The organism is Stutzerimonas stutzeri (assembly GCF_038561965.1).
Lineage (GTDB): Bacteria > Pseudomonadota > Gammaproteobacteria > Pseudomonadales > Pseudomonadaceae > Stutzerimonas > Stutzerimonas stutzeri_AA.
Window position 1 is genome coordinate 2,217,047 of sequence record NZ_CP139348.1, and the last position, 15,780, is coordinate 2,232,826.

A 15,780-nucleotide genomic window follows, 5' to 3' on the forward strand; every position below is an offset into this window, starting at 1 on the left:
GAAAAAACATCCAAAATAACTGTATATAAATACAGTATTTGGCCTGACCTGAATTGGTCAAGTTCGACGCGATGAGCGAGCGCACCGTTTTGGTGATTTGGTTTCTTATCTGCTTCGGGCGGGACGGGAGTCAACCTTGAGACAACTTGCCCAGTACATGCGCGGATCATGATCGGAAGGCCCTGCATCGCTCCGTAAGCGCTGCTTGTGCTCGGAAAATCAGTCGATTAGGATTCGCGCCCGGGACGAGGCTGCAACGTCCAACTAGCTGCTTCCCGGCCATATCAAGATGAAAGCCCGGTTCGCCCGCGATCCGGGCTTTTTGTTTGCTGTGCGGGGCGCATGATGGGTCCTGCTTCGACGAAGCTGAACGAGGGGAATGCCATGCGCGAGCGTTTGTTGGCTGCGGAGAAGGTGAAGTCGATCGAGTGGCTGGACGGGCGTTTGAACCTGCTCGATCAGCGCAAGCTTCCTGCCGAGACGCTTTGGTGCAGCTACGACTCAGCGGAATCGGTGGCCGGGGCGATTCGGGACATGGTCGTGCGTGGCGCGCCTGCGATCGGAATAAGCGCGGCGTATGGCCTGGCCCTCGCCGCGCGCACACGCATCGCTGATGGCGGTGACTGGCGACAGGCATTGGAAGAAGACTTCCGGGTGCTGGCTGATTCCCGACCCACTGCGGTCAATTTGTTCTGGGCGCTCAACCAGATGCGCGAGCGGCTGGAGCGTCTCAAGCCGGGTGAAGACCCTTGCGCAGCGCTCGAGGCCCAGGCTATTTCGATTCATGAAAGCGACCGCGAGGCGAATCTGTCGATGGCGCAATTTGGCGTAGACCTGATTCGCCGGCATCAAGGCAATCCGCAGAACCTGCTCACCCATTGCAATACGGGCGCCCTGGCGACGGGCGGCTTCGGTACGGCGCTCGGTATCATCCGTGCAGCCCATCTCGAGGGGCTGGTGGAGCGGATCTATGTCGATGAGACGCGTCCGTGGCTGCAGGGCTCCCGGCTGACGGCCTGGGAATTGCTCGGCGATGGCGTGCCGGCCATGTTGAATGTCGACTCCGCTGCTGCTCATCTGATGAAAACCAGAGGCATTTCCTGGGTAATCGTAGGTGCGGATCGCATCACCGCCAATGGCGATGTGGCAAACAAGATCGGCACCTACCAGCTCGCGGTTCTCGCTATGCACCACGGCGTACGCTTCATGGTGGTGGCGCCGAGCTCGACGATTGATATGGCATTGGAGAGTGGCGAAGATATCCCGATCGAGGAGCGCTCCGGTAGTGAGCTACTGGAGGTCAATGGTCAGCGTTTTGCGGCTGATATCGAGGCATTCAATCCGGTGTTCGATGTCACGCCTGCCGACCTGATCGATGCCATCGTGACTGAAAAAGGCGTGGTAGAGCGGCCAAATGCCGCCAAGCTCGCCGCGTTGATGAGCCGCAAGCGGCTTCATTGAATCGGGTATTCGCTGGCCGAGTCCTTTCTCTCGAATGTGCTTCCTGAAGCCTCCGGCTCGCCAGCTGTGATACCATTCCGCGCTTAATCGCAGGACCCTGCTGACTATAAGGAACCAGGCTTCCATGGGCGAACTGGCCAAAGAAATCCTCCCGGTCAATATCGAAGACGAACTCAAGCAGTCCTATCTCGATTACGCGATGAGCGTAATCGTCGGTCGTGCACTGCCGGATGCGCGCGACGGATTGAAGCCTGTGCATCGCCGTGTGCTTTTTGCCATGAGCGAGCTGGGCAACGACTGGAACAAGCCGTACAAGAAATCCGCCCGTGTGGTCGGTGACGTGATCGGTAAATACCACCCTCACGGTGACTCGGCGGTTTACGACACTATCGTGCGGATGGCGCAGCCCTTCTCGCTGCGCTACATGCTGGTCGATGGTCAGGGCAACTTCGGTTCGGTGGACGGCGACAACGCCGCAGCCATGCGTTACACCGAAGTGCGGATGGCCAAGCTGGCGCACGAACTGTTGGCGGACCTGGACAAGGAAACCGTCGACTGGGTGCCCAACTATGATGGCACCGAGCAGATTCCGGCAGTCATGCCGACCAAGATTCCAAACCTGTTGGTCAACGGCTCCAGCGGCATCGCCGTTGGTATGGCGACCAACATCCCGCCGCACAACCTCAGTGAAGTGATCGATGGTTGCCTGGCGCTGATCGAGAACGCCGACATCACCATCGATGAACTCATGCAGTTCATCCCGGGCCCGGACTTCCCCACCGCAGGCATCATCAACGGCCGCGCGGGTATCGTCGAAGCTTACCGCACCGGCCGCGGGCGCATTTATATGCGTGCCCGCTCGATGATCGAAGATATCGACAAGGTCGGCGGTCGCCAGCAGATCGTCATCACCGAGCTGCCTTATCAGCTGAACAAGGCACGTTTGATCGAAAAGATCGCCGAGCTGGTTAAAGAGAAAAAGCTCGAGGGCATCACCGAGCTGCGCGACGAGTCGGACAAAGATGGCATGCGCGTCGTGATCGAGCTGCGCCGCGGGGAAGTGCCGGAGGTCGTACTCAACAACCTCTACGCTCAGACCCAGCTGCAAAGCGTGTTCGGTATCAACGTGGTGGCGCTCATCGACGGCCAGCCACGTACGCTGAACCTGAAAGAACTGCTCGAAGCCTTCGTACGCCATCGCCGCGAAGTCGTGACCCGTCGGACCGTCTACGAGCTGCGCAAGGCGCGTGAGCGCGGGCACATTCTCGAAGGCCAGGCGGTCGCGCTGTCCAATATCGACCCGGTAATCGCCCTGATCAAGGCTTCGCCGACGCCGGCCGAAGCCAAGGAAGCACTGATTGCCAAGGATTGGGAATCGAGCGCCGTTGAAGCGATGGTCGAGCGTGCCGGGGCCGATTCCTGCCGTCCGGAAGGCCTCGATCCGCAGTACGGCCTGCGTGACGGCAAGTACTATCTCTCGCCGGAGCAGGCCCAGGCCATTCTTGATCTGCGCCTGCATCGCCTGACTGGGCTCGAGCATGAAAAGCTCCTCAGCGAATACCAGGAAATCCTGACTCAGATCGGTGAGTTGATCCGTATCCTGACCAACCCTGTGCGTCTGATGGAGGTCATTCGCGAAGAGCTGGAAGGCGTCAAACGCGACTTCGGCGACGCGCGTCGCACCGAGATTCTCGAAACGCGTCTGGATCTGACGCTTGCCGACCTGATCACCGAAGAAGAGCGCGTGGTCACCATTTCCCACGGCGGTTACGCCAAGTCGCAGCCGTTGGCGGCCTACCAGGCGCAACGTCGCGGTGGGCGTGGCAAGGCCGCAACCGGGGTCAAGGAAGAGGACTACGTCGAGCACCTGCTGGTCGCCAACAGTCACACCACGCTGTTGCTGTTCTCCAGCAAGGGCAAGGTGTATTGGCTCAAGACCTACGAGATTCCCGAAGCGTCGCGCACCTCGCGCGGTCGTCCACTGGTCAACCTGCTGCCGCTCGACGAAGGCGAACGAATCACCGCCATGCTTCAGGTGGACCTGGAAGCATTGCGCAAGCAGGCTGCCGAAGGGGACGACGACCTGGACGACGCGGAAGGCCTCGTCATCGAGCACGAAGATGCTGACGACGTCGAAAGCGATGACGCCGACAGCGACGAGAAAGATGAGCCGACGGGTTCATACATCTTCATGGCTACCGCCAAAGGCACGGTCAAGAAGACACCCCTGGTGCAGTTCAGCCGACCGCGTAGCTCGGGTCTCATTGCGCTGAAGCTGGAGGATGGTGACACCCTGATCGCAGCGGCAGTGACCGATGGCGCCCAGGAGGTCATGATGTTCTCCGATGGCGGCAAGGTGATCCGTTTCAAGGAAAGCAAGGTTCGCATCATGGGCCGAAACGCTCGTGGTGTACGCGGCATGCGGTTGCCTGAAGGGCAGCAGATCATTTCCATGCTGATTCCTGAGTCGAGTGCGCAGATTCTAACTGCCTCCGTTCGTGGCTATGGCAAGCGCACATCAATAGAAGAGTTCCCGCGCCGTGGTCGTGGCGGTCAGGGCGTGATCGCCATGGTCACCAATGAGCGCAACGGTCCGCTGATCGGCGCGGTTCAGGTGCTAGAAGGTGAGGAGATCATGCTGATTTCCGATCAGGGCACGCTCGTGCGGACCCGAGTGGATGAGGTGTCATCGCTGGGCCGCAACACTCAGGGCGTCACGCTGATCAAGCTGAGCAAGGGCGAGCATCTTGTTGGCCTGGAGCGTGTGCAGGAGCCATCCGAGGAAGACGTGCTGGACGACATCGAAGCACTGCTCGATGACGACTCCCTCGAGAAAGAGATGCCTGTACTCAGTACCGAACCTAGCGAGGACGAGCTGCTCGGTGGTGCCGGTGACGTGTCGCCGGATGTTGTGCCTACTGACGACGAAGACTGATTGGCGAAAGCTATCCCTACAGCAGCACACCGGGAAGGTGGTAGCGAGGCGGTCGGTAGATACCGGCCGCTGCGTCCCGGGAATCAACATCGAGCAAGAGCGAGAGAACAGCAGTGAGCAAACGCGCCTTTAACTTCTGTGCCGGTCCGGCTGCGCTTCCCGAAGCCGTCCTTCAGCGCGCCCAGGCGGAGCTTCTCGACTGGCATGGCAAGGGCCTGTCGGTCATGGAGATGAGTCACCGCAGTGAGGAATACACCGCCATCGCGGAAAAGGCCGAACAGGACCTGCGCGACCTGCTGGCGATTCCTTCGAATTACAAGGTGCTGTTTTTGCAGGGCGGCGCTAGTCAGCAATTTGCCGAGATCCCGCTGAACCTGCTACCCGAAAATGGGGTTGCCGACTACATCGATACGGGTATCTGGTCGCGCAAGGCAATCGAAGAGGCGCGCCGCTTCGGTAACGTCAACGTCGCAGCAAGCGCCAAGCCCCTCGATTACTTCGCCATTCCGGGGCAGAACGAGTGGCAGCCAAGTGAGCGCGCTGCGTATCTGCACTATGCAAGCAACGAGACCATTGGTGGTCTGCAATTCGATTGGATCCCGGATCTTGGCGATACGCCTTTGGTCGTCGACATGTCTTCGGACATCCTGTCGCGCACCATCGACGTCTCAAATTTCGGCCTGATCTACGCAGGTGCGCAGAAGAACATCGGTCCGTCGGGGTTGGTAGTCGTCATCGTTCGCGAGGATCTGCTCGGCCGCGCGCGTTCCGCCTGCCCGACCATGCTCGACTACAAGATCGCTGCGGATAACGGCTCGATGTACAACACGCCCGCGACCTTTTCCTGGTACCTGTCTGGCCTTGTCTTCGAGTGGCTGAAGGAGCAGGGCGGCGTCGAGGCGATGGAGCAGCGCAATCGCGCCAAGAAGGACATGCTTTACGGCGCCATCGATGCCAGCGATTTCTATACCAACCCGATCGCGATCAATGCCCGCTCGTGGATGAACGTACCGTTCCGTCTGGCTGATGAGCGTCTGGACAAGCCTTTTCTGGCTGGCGCCGACGCACGCGGCCTGTTGAACCTCAAGGGGCATCGCTCCGTTGGCGGCATGCGCGCTTCGATCTATAACGCTGTCGGCCTGGATGCGGTCGAAGCGTTGGTAGCGTACATGGCTGAGTTCGAGAAGGAGCACGGTTGATGAGCGACGCCGATCAGCTAAAGGCCCTGCGGGTTCGAATCGATAGCCTCGACGAGCGGATTCTCGATCTGATCAGCGAGCGCGCCCGCTGCGCCCAGGAAGTCGCGCGGGTAAAGACCTCAGCACTGGCTGAGGGTGAATCGGCGGTGTTCTATCGTCCGGAGCGTGAGGCATGGGTGCTCAAGCACATCATGGAGCTCAATCGCGGACCGCTCGACAACGAGGAAATGGCGCGTTTGTTCCGCGAGATCATGTCTTCGTGCCTGGCTCTTGAGCAGCCTCTGCGGGTAGCCTATCTGGGTCCGGAAGGCACCTTCTCCCAGGCCGCTGCACTCAAGCACTTCGGCAATGCTGTGATCAGTAAGCCGATGGCTGCTATCGATGAGGTGTTCCGCGAAGTGGTTGCGGGGGCTGTGAATTTCGGCGTGGTGCCGGTGGAAAATTCCACCGAAGGTGCGGTCAATCACACGCTGGACAGCTTTCTAGAGCACGACATCGTCATCTGCGGCGAAGTGGAATTGCGTATTCACCACCATCTGCTGGTGGGCGAAACGACCAAGACTGATCGCATCACACGGATCTACTCCCACGCTCAATCCTTGGCGCAATGTCGCAAGTGGCTCGATGCACATTATCCCAATGTCGAGCGCGTAGCCGTTTCCAGTAATGCCGATGCGGCCAAGCGGGTCAAAAGCGAATGGAATTCTGCTGCGATCGCCGGCGACATGGCTGCTCAGCTATACGGTCTGACCAAGCTGGCCGAGAAGATCGAGGACCGCCCGGATAACTCCACGCGTTTCCTGATCATCGGTAGCCAGGAAGTGCCGCCGACCGGCGACGACAAGACCTCGATCATCGTCTCCATGCGCAATAAGCCAGGCGCGCTGCATGAGTTGCTGATGCCGTTCCATTCCAATGGAATCGATCTCACGCGGATCGAGACCCGCCCTTCGCGCAGCGGCAAATGGACCTACGTATTCTTCATCGACTGCATCGGCCATCACCAGGATCCGCTGATCAAAGATGTGCTGGAGCGAATCGGTCAGGAAGCCGTGGCGCTGAAAGTGCTGGGTTCCTACCCCAAAGCAGTCCTTTGACATTACGGCTTCAGGCGGCGAGGGACAGGCGAGCAGCTTGTACCAGCTGCCGGAAGCCTGAGGCTTTTTATGAGTTGTGATTTCCTCGCCCTGGCTCAGCCGGGGGTGCAGAAGCTGTCTCCGTACGTACCGGGCAAGCCTGTTGACGAGCTGGCGCGAGAGCTGAACCTGGATCCCGCCGGGATCGTGAAGCTGGCCAGCAACGAAAACCCCCTGGGGCCAAGCCCGAAAGTGCTTGATGCGATCAGGGCCGAGCTTTCGGAGCTTACTCGCTATCCCGATGGCAACGGCTTTGCGCTGAAACAGCGCCTCGCCGAGCGATATTCGGTCGGTATCAATCAGGTCACGCTGGGCAATGGTTCCAACGACATCCTGGAACTTGTCGCTCGCGCTTATCTGGCGCCGGGTCTGAATGCGGTATTCAGTGAGCACGCCTTTGCCGTATATCCGATTGCAACGCAGGCGGTCGGTGCGCAGGGGCGTGCCGTGCCGGCGCAGAACTGGGGGCATGATCTGGATGCTATGGCCGCGGCCATTGATGAGAACACTCGCGTGGTCTTCGTCGCCAACCCGAACAATCCCACCGGAACCTGGTTCGACGCCGCTGCGCTGGGCTCATTTCTAGCGCGTATACCGGAACAAGTCCTGGTGGTGCTGGATGAAGCCTATATCGAATATGCCGAAGGGCAGGAGTTGCCGGATGGCCTGGCGTTCCTGGCCGACTATCCGAATCTGTTGGTTTCGCGCACTTTCTCCAAGGCTTATGGGCTTGCCGCCTTGCGAGTCGGCTATGCGATCTGCTCGCCGGTGATTGCCGATGTGCTGAATCGCGTCCGGCAGCCATTCAATGTGAATAGTCTGGCGCTGGCCGGTGCCTGTGCGGCGCTGGATGACGTTGATTACCTGGTCTCCAGTCGCAAGGCGAATGATGCCGGCATGCTTCAGCTGGAAACGGGCTTCCGTCAGCTGGGATTGGAGTGGATACCTTCGCGGGGCAATTTCATTGCCGTGGACTTCGCTCGTGATGCGGCGCCGATCAATCAGGCGCTATTGCGCGAAGGTGTGATCGTGCGACCTGTAGCCGGATACGGCATGCCGACATTCTTGCGTGTGTCCATTGGCACCGAGCGGGAAAATGCACGCTTTCTCGATGTGCTGCGCCAGGTCCTCGCTCAGTGAATCACGTTCGTCACGGCCAGCAGTCTGCGCCTATTGTGAATCGCCTAGTGGTGGTCGGTCTCGGGCTGATCGGCGGCTCGTTCGCCAAGGGTCTGCGTGAGGCTCGTCTCTGTCGCGAGGTGGTCGGCTTCGATCTCGATGCACGTGCGCGTGAGCTGGCGGTCGAGCTGGGCGTGGTGGATCGCTGCGCCGATACACTCGCCGAGGCTTGTCATGGGGCTGATGTGATTCAGCTTGCTACGCCTATCCTTGCGCTGGAAAAGCTACTCGCCGAGCTGGCGAGCATTGAGCTCGGTGATGCAGTGATCACCGACGTCGGCAGCGCCAAGGGCAATGTCGTGCGGTGCGCGTGTAACGTATTCGGCAGTATGCCGTCGCGGTTCGTGCCTGGTCATCCCATTGCGGGCTCGGAGCTCAGTGGTGTGACGGCGGCTAATAGCACGCTGTTTCGGCGACACAAGGTGATCCTGACGCCGCTGGAGAGTACCGATCCGCAAGCGCTCGCGCTGGTGAGCAAACTCTGGTCGGCGCTTGGTGCGGATGTAGAGCATATGGAGGTAGCGCATCACGATGAGGTACTGGCTGCCACCAGTCATCTACCGCATCTACTGGCCTTCGGTCTGGTTGATTCGCTCGCCAAGCGCCATGAAAATCTCGAGATATTCCGTTATGCGGCGGGTGGCTTTCGCGATTTCACCCGTATCGCTGGTAGCGATCCGGTGATGTGGCACGACATCTTTCTCGCCAATCGCGAAGCTGTGCTGCATACCCTGGATGATTTTCGTGCCGACCTCGACGCGCTGCGCGCCGCGGTCGATGAAGGGGACGGGCACAGGCTGTTGGGCGTATTTACCCGCGCCAAGGCTGCCCGGGAACATTTCAGTAAAATACTGGCTCGCCGAGCCTATGTGGACGTTATGCATTCCAATGACCTCGTTTTCCTCGCCAACCCCGGCGGCAGCCTGACTGGCCATCTGCGTGTTCCGGGCGACAAATCCATTTCCCACCGTTCGATCATGCTTGGCTCATTGGCCGAAGGCACGACTGAAGTCGAGGGTTTTCTCGAGGGAGAGGATGCCTTGGCTACCATTCAGGCGTTCCGTGATATGGGCGTCGTCATTGAAGGCCCGCAGCAGGGTCGTGTGACCGTTCACGGTGTGGGTCTGCATGGCCTCAAGGCTCCGCCTGGTCCGATCTACTTGGGCAACTCCGGGACCTCCATGCGGCTGCTGTCCGGCTTGCTCGCTGCGCAGCCATTCGATACGACGCTGACCGGTGACGCATCCTTGTCCAAGCGTCCGATGAATCGTGTTGCCAAGCCGCTGCGCGAAATGGGTGCGGTGATCGAGACGGCCCCGGAAGGGCGGCCTCCGCTGATCATTCGAGGCGGCCAGCGTCTGTCTGGAATGCATTACGAGATGCCGATGGCCAGCGCTCAGGTCAAGTCCTGCCTGCTCTTGGCTGGCCTGTACGCTGCCGGCCAAACCTCTGTGACCGAGCCGGCCCCGACGCGCGACCATACTGAACGCATGCTGCGCGGCTTCGGCTATCCGGTAACCGTCAAGGGTAGTACCGCGCTCGTCGAGCCTGGACACAAGCTGCAAGCTGCTCATATCGAAGTGCCGGCAGATATTTCCTCGGCGGCTTTCTTCATGGTTGCAGCGAGCATCGCTCAAGGCTCGGAGATCGTGCTCGAGCACGTTGGGGTGAATCCGACCCGCACCGGTGTAATCGACATCCTCAAACTGATGGGCGGAGATATCTCTCTTGAGAATCTCCGTGAAGTGGGCGGCGAGCCGGTGGCGGACATCCGTGTGCGAGGCGCACAGCTCAAGGGCATCGACATTCCCGAGGACCTGGTGCCGCTGGCAATTGATGAATTCCCTGTGCTCTTCGTGGCAGCGGCCTGCGCCGATGGCCGTACCACGCTGCGTGGCGCCGAGGAGTTGCGTGTGAAGGAATCAGACCGAATCCAGGTCATGGCTGACGGCTTGCAGACACTTGGCGTCAAGGCTGAACCGACCCCCGACGGAATTGTCATCGAAGGAGGTGCGATTGGCTCCGGTGAGGTCTGGGCTCATGGCGACCATCGCATAGCCATGGCCTTCAGTGTGGCAGCGCTACGCGCGAGCGGTCCGATCCGCATCCATGACTGCGCCAATGTGGCGACATCGTTCCCCAACTTTCTGGCGTTGGCACAGCGTGCTGGCATGCACGTTCATTCGGAGGGAGATTCATGATCAGGCCCGTACCGGTCATCACCATTGATGGACCGAGCGGTTCAGGCAAGGGAACCGTCGCGGCTCTGCTCGCGGGCAAGCTGGGCTGGAATTTTCTCGACTCCGGCGCCTTGTATCGTCTTCTGGCCTTCGCTGCACGTAACCACGGAGTCGATCTGACCAACGAAGAAGCATTGAAAGTGCTTGCCGAACACCTCGACGTTCAGTTCGGTGCGGCTCGCGACGGGCACGGCATGATCATCACGCTCGAAGGGGAGGAGGTCACCGAAGCCATTCGCAATGAAAGTGTTGGCGCAGGCGCATCCCAGGTAGCGGCGTTGCCGGTGGTTCGCACAGCCTTGTTGCAGCGACAGAAGGCATTTCGCGAGGCCCCTGGCTTGGTTGCCGACGGACGTGACATGGGTACGGTGGTTTTTCCCGACGCGCCGCTGAAGATATTTCTTACTGCGAGCGCAGAAGAGCGTGCTCGCAGACGCTTCTTGCAGTTGAAGGCTCGCGGTGATGATGTTAATCTCGCGAGTCTTCTTGAGGAGATCCGGGAGCGCGACGAGCGTGATACCCAACGTGCGGTGGCACCGTTGAAGCCGGCAGACGATGCCATTCAACTGGATTCCACTACGCTCTCCATCGAAGAAGTGCTGCAAAAGATTCTGAGCGAAGTCGCCGACCGCGATTTGGCTGGATGAACGGAACGCCGAAAGGCGGCCAAACGGACCTTGAGCAGGCGCAGTCGCTACGATGTGCATCTCGGGCCCGTTAACAAGGAGGCATGTGGGAGACCAGATCCAGTCCCACAGGCCTTTTTTTATATGAATGAACCCACATTGTCTGGAATGTGGAGATTGGGCGGATCCTCGTCCGAAAACAGCAGGAATAAACATGAGCGAAAGCTTTGCAGAACTTTTTGAAGAAAGCCTAAAAACCCTCGACATGCAGCCGGGCGCCATCATCACCGGCATCGTGGTCGACATCGACGGTGACTGGGTCACTGTTCATGCCGGTCTGAAGTCCGAGGGCGTCATCCCGGTCGAGCAGTTCTACAACGAGCAGGGCGAGCTGACCATCAAGGTGGGTGACGAGGTCCACGTTGCTCTGGACGCGGTTGAAGATGGCTTTGGCGAAACCAAGCTGTCCCGTGAAAAGGCCAAGCGCGCGGAATCCTGGATTGTTCTGGAAGCAGCTTTCGCCGCTGAGGAAGTGGTCAAGGGCGTTATCAACGGTAAGGTTAAAGGCGGCTTCACTGTCGACGTTAACGGCATCCGTGCGTTCCTGCCAGGCTCCTTGGTCGACGTCCGTCCGGTGCGTGATACCACTCACCTGGAAGGCAAAGAGCTCGAGTTCAAGGTCATCAAGCTGGACCAGAAGCGCAACAACGTTGTCGTTTCCCGCCGCAGCGTGCTGGAAGCCGAGAACAGCGCCGAGCGCGAAGCTCTGCTGGAATCCCTGCAGGAAGGTCAGCAGGTCAAGGGTATCGTCAAGAATCTCACCGACTACGGTGCGTTCGTTGACCTGGGTGGCGTCGATGGTCTGCTGCACATCACCGACATGGCCTGGAAGCGTATCAAGCACCCGTCCGAGATCGTCAACGTTGGCGACGAGATCGATGTCAAGGTGCTGAAGTTCGACCGCGAGCGTAACCGCGTATCGTTGGGCCTGAAGCAACTGGGCGAAGACCCATGGGTTGCCATCAAGGCTCGTTACCCGGAAGGCACCCGCGTTCAGGCGCGCGTCACCAATCTGACCGACTACGGCTGCTTCGCCGAGCTGGAAGAGGGTGTCGAAGGTCTGGTGCACGTCTCCGAGATGGATTGGACCAACAAGAACATCCACCCGTCGAAGGTCGTTCAGGTCGGCGACGAAGTGGAAGTCATGGTTCTGGACATCGACGAAGAGCGTCGTCGTATCTCCCTGGGCATCAAGCAGTGCAAGTCCAACCCATGGGAAGACTTCTCTGGCCAGTTCAACAAGGGCGACCGCATCTCCGGCACCATCAAGTCGATCACCGATTTCGGTATCTTCATTGGTCTGGACGGCGGCATCGACGGTCTGGTTCACCTGTCCGACATTTCCTGGAACGAAGCTGGCGAAGAAGCCGTGCGTCGCTTCAAGAAGGGCGACGAGCTGGACACCGTTATCCTGTCGGTCGATCCGGAGCGTGAACGCATCTCCCTGGGCATCAAGCAGCTGGAAGACGATCCGTTCTCCAACTACGCCGCTGTCAATGACAAGGGCAGCATCGTTCGCGGTACCGTGAAAGAAGTTGACGCCAAAGGCGCCATCATCGATCTGGGCAACGATATCGAAGCAACTTTGAAAGCTTCCGAAATCAGCCGTGACCGCATTGAAGATGCGCGCAACGTACTGAAGGAAGGCGACGAAGTCGAAGCCAAGATCATCAGCATCGACCGCAAGTCCCGCGTGATCAGCCTGTCCATCAAGTCCAAAGACGTCGAAGACGAAAAGGATGCGATGAAAGAGCTGCGTACCAAGCAGGACGTAGAAAGCACCGGCCCGACCACCATTGGTGATCTGATCCGTGCTCAAATGGAAAACCAGAACTAAGTTCGGGTTCTTCATGTAAAAAAGGGCGACTTCGGTCGCCCTTTTTTGTGCCTGCGAAAACAGTCAGACGATGAAATAATCTGATCGAAGCACAAATTCCGTCTAGCCCTTAGCCTTCTCCATCGCAAGCGCCTGGTTGACTTCCAGCCAGCCATCGACGGCCTGTTCGCCGACATCATCGAATGCGCGCTGAAGCAAGCGGACCTGTTCTCTGCGCAGGACTTGCTCCAGTTTCGCTCCCTCCGCCGTAAAGCGCAGCATGCGCTTGCGCTTGTCATCCTCTGCAGTAAGGCTCTCCACCAGATGCATTTCGATCAGCTGGCGTAGCGGCGTATTTAGCGCCTGCTTGGATACGCCGAGGTAGCTCAGCAATTCCTTGACGCTGAGGTCCGGGTAGCTGGCGATGAAGAACAGGATGCGGTGGTGCACGCGGGACAGGCCGCGGCGGGCGAGCATTTCGTCAGGCTTGGCCGTGAAGGCTTGGTAGCCGAGAAAAAAGCTCTCCATTATCTGGCGTTGTACTGTGCTTTTTTTTAGGTCAGGCATGTTGACGTATTTATCATGAGAGGCGTAATTTCGGTCAAGAAGTTTGACTTATTTCGCAGCGCCTCGCATCTGGTATGAAAATGGCCTTCTCCGAACGTATTACTCGCCTGAAAAGCTCCCTTATTCGTGAAATTCTCGCTGCAGCCCAGCGCCCGGAAGTGATGTCTTTCGCTGGCGGGCTGCCGGCCGAGGCGATGCTGCCAACCGTCGATTGGACCGAATTGCCGGCAAGCATGGGGCAGTACGGCATGAGTGAAGGCGAACCCGCTCTTCGTGAGGCCATTGCCGTCCAAGCGCGAGCGCTTGGCGTGCCTTGCGAGGCGAGTCAGGTTTTGATCGTCAGTGGCTCGCAGCAGACGCTGGACCTCGCGTCGAAGCTGTTTATCGACTCAGGTACTGAGGTGCTGGTCGAGGCGCCTACCTATCTCGCCGCACTTCAATCCTTTCAGCTGTTCGGTGCACACTGTCTGGCCGTCCCGCAGCAGGCTGATGGCCCGGATCTGGACGTGCTGCGCGCCACGTTGGAGCAACATACGCCAGCTTTCGCTTATCTGATCCCGACCTTCCAGAATCCATCTGCTGTGCGCTACAGCGAAAGCAAGCGTGACGCCGTTGCGAGCTTGCTCGACGAGTTCGGCGTGACGCTGCTTGAAGATGAGCCATACCGGGAGTTGGTATTCGATCAGGGCAGTGCCAGGCCGATCGTTTCGCGTCTGCAACGAGCGAGCTGGATCTATACCGGGACCGTTTCCAAGACGTTGCTGCCTGGGCTGCGCGTGGGCTATCTGATCGCTTCACCGGATATCTATCCGTACCTGCTGCGGCTGAAGCAGTCGGCCGATCTACATACTAATCGCATAGGGCAGTGGCAAGCCCTGCAATGGCTGGGCAGTGAGCGGTATCAGACGCATCTGGCAGAGCTGCGCGACTTCTATCGTACTCGTCGCGATGCCATGCAGGCTGCGCTCAGCGAGCACTTTAGTGAATTGGCGACCTGGGAGCTGCCGCAGGGTGGACTGTTCTTCTGGTTGACGCTGAAGCAGCCACTGGACACGCGGACCTTGCTTAACCAGGCGCTCGCCAACGATGTGGTGTTCATGCCCGGCGAGCCTTTCTTCGTGGATCCGGATGCCAATCCCGGTTATCTGCGGCTTAATTTCAGTCACGTTGCCGCTGAGAGAATGGAGGAAGGGTTGCGCCGCCTGGCGCAGGTCATCCGCGAAGCTAAAGCGCTGGAAGCTGCCTGAGGAATATTATTGACCTGCGTTGCGGGTCATTGGAGGGAGTCATGTTCAAAGTCTATGGTGATTACAGATCGGGTAATTGCTACAAGGTCAAGCTGATGCTGCATCTGCTTGATCAGCCGTACGAATGGATTCCGATCAATATCCTCCGCGGGGAATCCCGCTCCGAGGAATTTCTCAAGAAGAACCCGAATGGCAAGATCCCGGTTCTGGAGCTGGAAGATGGCGCCTGCCTGTGGGAGTCCAACGCCATCCTCAACTATCTGGCCGACGGCAGCGAATTCTTGCCAGCTGATCCGCGACTGCGAACCCAAGTGCTGCAGTGGCAGTTCTTCGAGCAATACAGCCATGAGCCGTTTCTGGCTGTTGCCCGCTACATCAAGGTGTATCTCGGTATGCCTGAGGATCGCCGTGAGGAGTATGAGGCCAAGCAACTCGATGGCTACCACGCGTTGAACGTAATGGAGCAACAATTGCTGCGCACGCCCTATCTAGTGGGTGAGCATTACTCAATCGCCGACGTTGCGTTGTACGCTTACACACATGTGGCTGAAGAGGGAGGGTTCAAGCTCGACACCTATCCCGCAATTCGCCTCTGGCTGGAGCGAGTGGCTAGTCATCCACGACATGTCGGTATGTACGATTGAACAAAAACAGGGCCGCAAGGGCCCTGTTTTTCTATGCGCCTGAGGCTACTTGACCAGGCCGAGAAACTCACTGCGGGTCGCGGCGTTATCGCGGAACTGGCCCAGCATCACCGACGTAACCATCGACGAATTCTGTTTCTCCACACCGCGCATCATCATGCACATGTGCTGAGCTTCGATGACCACCGCAACGCCTGAAGCGCCGGTAACCTGCTGCATTGCCTCGGCAATTTCCCGAGTCAGGTTTTCCTGAATCTGCAGGCGGCGTGCATACATGTCTACAATTCGGGCCACCTTCGAAAGGCCCAGCACCTTGCCGTTGGGTAGATAAGCAACGTGTGCCTTGCCGATGAAAGGCAGCATGTGATGCTCGCACAGCGAATACAGCTCGATATTCTTGACCAGCACCATTTCGCTGTTGTCCGAGCTGAACAGCGCACCGTTGGTGACTTCTTCAAGGGTCTGCTGATAGCCCTTGCACAGATACTGCATGGCTTTGGCGGCGCGCTTGGGCGTGTCGAGCAGGCCTTCGCGGCTAACGTCCTCGCCAAGCTGGCCAAGGATCGCGGTGTAGTGTTGTTCCAGGGGCATTGAACTACCTGTCAGGCTTCATGAGGTCGCGAATGCGAAGGGTAGGGGGCGGCCGCTTGGCTGGCAAGTATACCGAGCG

The 15,780-nt window shown here is 58.9% G+C and carries 12 protein-coding genes; 10 read left to right on the plus strand and 2 right to left on the minus strand.

Translation table 11 applies throughout. From position 1 onward, the window contains the following. Positions 1–384: 384 nt before the first annotated feature. The 8 genes from mtnA (at position 385) to rpsA (ending at position 12,673) form a co-directional block, all read left to right on the plus strand. Positions 385–1,461: an S-methyl-5-thioribose-1-phosphate isomerase gene (gene mtnA / locus SM130_RS10175; protein ID WP_102823827.1), complete on the plus strand. Its 1,077-nt coding sequence runs from the start codon at positions 385–387 to the stop codon at positions 1,459–1,461. Between the two features lie 124 nt (positions 1,462–1,585). Further along, positions 1,586–4,396 carry a DNA gyrase subunit A gene (gene gyrA, locus SM130_RS10180; RefSeq protein ID WP_102823828.1) on the plus strand — a complete coding sequence of 937 codons (2,811 nt, stop codon included), beginning with the start codon at positions 1,586–1,588 and terminating at the stop codon, positions 4,394–4,396. 113 nt (positions 4,397–4,509) lie between these two features. Next, positions 4,510–5,595 carry a 3-phosphoserine/phosphohydroxythreonine transaminase gene (serC, locus tag SM130_RS10185; RefSeq protein ID WP_102823829.1) on the plus strand — a complete coding sequence of 362 codons (1,086 nt, stop codon included), beginning with the start codon at positions 4,510–4,512 and terminating at the stop codon, positions 5,593–5,595. Beyond that, on the plus strand, positions 5,595–6,692 hold the full coding sequence (gene pheA, locus SM130_RS10190; protein WP_102823830.1) for a prephenate dehydratase: 1,098 nt from the start codon (positions 5,595–5,597) through the stop codon (positions 6,690–6,692). The genes serC and pheA overlap by 1 nt, the downstream gene beginning before the upstream one ends. A 69-nt stretch (positions 6,693–6,761) precedes the next feature. Then, the gene (hisC, locus tag SM130_RS10195; RefSeq protein ID WP_102823831.1) at positions 6,762–7,871 is read left to right on the plus strand and encodes a histidinol-phosphate transaminase; all 1,110 of its coding nucleotides are present in this window, start codon (positions 6,762–6,764) and stop codon (positions 7,869–7,871) included. After that, complete coding sequence (locus tag SM130_RS10200; protein ID WP_102823832.1) at positions 7,868–10,111, plus strand: bifunctional prephenate dehydrogenase/3-phosphoshikimate 1-carboxyvinyltransferase; 2,244 nt, start codon at positions 7,868–7,870, stop codon at positions 10,109–10,111. The genes hisC and SM130_RS10200 overlap by 4 nt, the downstream gene beginning before the upstream one ends. Next, positions 10,108–10,797 carry a (d)CMP kinase gene (cmk, locus tag SM130_RS10205; RefSeq protein WP_102823833.1) on the plus strand — a complete coding sequence of 230 codons (690 nt, stop codon included), beginning with the start codon at positions 10,108–10,110 and terminating at the stop codon, positions 10,795–10,797. The genes SM130_RS10200 and cmk overlap by 4 nt, the downstream gene beginning before the upstream one ends. Before the next feature lie 193 nt (positions 10,798–10,990). Further along, positions 10,991–12,673 carry a 30S ribosomal protein S1 gene (rpsA, locus tag SM130_RS10210; RefSeq protein ID WP_102823834.1) on the plus strand — a complete coding sequence of 561 codons (1,683 nt, stop codon included), beginning with the start codon at positions 10,991–10,993 and terminating at the stop codon, positions 12,671–12,673. A gap of 102 nt (positions 12,674–12,775) precedes the next feature. Here rpsA and SM130_RS10215 read toward each other — a convergent pair whose 3' ends face one another. Further along, entirely contained in the window at positions 12,776–13,219 is a 444-nt protein-coding gene (locus SM130_RS10215) for a MarR family winged helix-turn-helix transcriptional regulator (protein ID WP_102823835.1), read from the minus strand. 80 nt (positions 13,220–13,299) lie between these two features. On the opposite strand from SM130_RS10215, the gene SM130_RS10220 reads away from it, so the two are divergent. Together SM130_RS10220 and SM130_RS10225 are read left to right on the plus strand one after the other, a co-directional pair. After that, positions 13,300–14,466 (plus strand): PLP-dependent aminotransferase family protein, encoded by a 1,167-nt coding sequence (locus tag SM130_RS10220; protein ID WP_102823905.1) that lies wholly within the window; start codon positions 13,300–13,302, stop codon positions 14,464–14,466. 41 nt (positions 14,467–14,507) lie between these two features. Further along, positions 14,508–15,110, plus strand: coding sequence for a glutathione S-transferase family protein (locus SM130_RS10225; protein ID WP_102823836.1), 603 nt, complete (start codon positions 14,508–14,510; stop codon positions 15,108–15,110). Positions 15,111–15,155: 45 nt separating this feature from the next. Here the strand turns inward: SM130_RS10225 and folE are convergent, their stop codons facing one another. Continuing rightward, positions 15,156–15,701: a GTP cyclohydrolase I FolE gene (gene folE, locus SM130_RS10230; RefSeq protein WP_102823837.1), complete on the minus strand. Its 546-nt coding sequence runs from the start codon at positions 15,699–15,701 to the stop codon at positions 15,156–15,158. Positions 15,702–15,780 lie beyond the last annotated feature (79 nt).

What these genes read in the sequence shown, in the direction of transcription:
- mtnA (WP_102823827.1), top strand. Translation starts at nt 385, where the DNA reads ATGCGCGAGCGTTTGTTGGCTGCGGAGAAGGTGAAGTCGATCGAGTGG.
- gyrA (WP_102823828.1), top strand. Translation starts at nt 1,586, where the DNA reads ATGGGCGAACTGGCCAAAGAAATCCTCCCGGTCAATATCGAAGACGAA.
- pheA (WP_102823830.1), top strand. Translation starts at nt 5,595, where the DNA reads ATGAGCGACGCCGATCAGCTAAAGGCCCTGCGGGTTCGAATCGATAGC.
- hisC (WP_102823831.1), top strand. Translation starts at nt 6,762, where the DNA reads ATGAGTTGTGATTTCCTCGCCCTGGCTCAGCCGGGGGTGCAGAAGCTG.
- cmk (WP_102823833.1), top strand. Translation starts at nt 10,108, where the DNA reads ATGATCAGGCCCGTACCGGTCATCACCATTGATGGACCGAGCGGTTCA.
- rpsA (WP_102823834.1), top strand. Translation starts at nt 10,991, where the DNA reads ATGAGCGAAAGCTTTGCAGAACTTTTTGAAGAAAGCCTAAAAACCCTC.
- SM130_RS10215 (WP_102823835.1), bottom strand. Translation starts at nt 13,219, where the DNA reads ATGCCTGACCTAAAAAAAAGCACAGTACAACGCCAGATAATGGAGAGC.
- SM130_RS10220 (WP_102823905.1), top strand. Translation starts at nt 13,300, where the DNA reads ATGGCCTTCTCCGAACGTATTACTCGCCTGAAAAGCTCCCTTATTCGT.
- SM130_RS10225 (WP_102823836.1), top strand. Translation starts at nt 14,508, where the DNA reads ATGTTCAAAGTCTATGGTGATTACAGATCGGGTAATTGCTACAAGGTC.
- folE (WP_102823837.1), bottom strand. Translation starts at nt 15,701, where the DNA reads ATGCCCCTGGAACAACACTACACCGCGATCCTTGGCCAGCTTGGCGAG.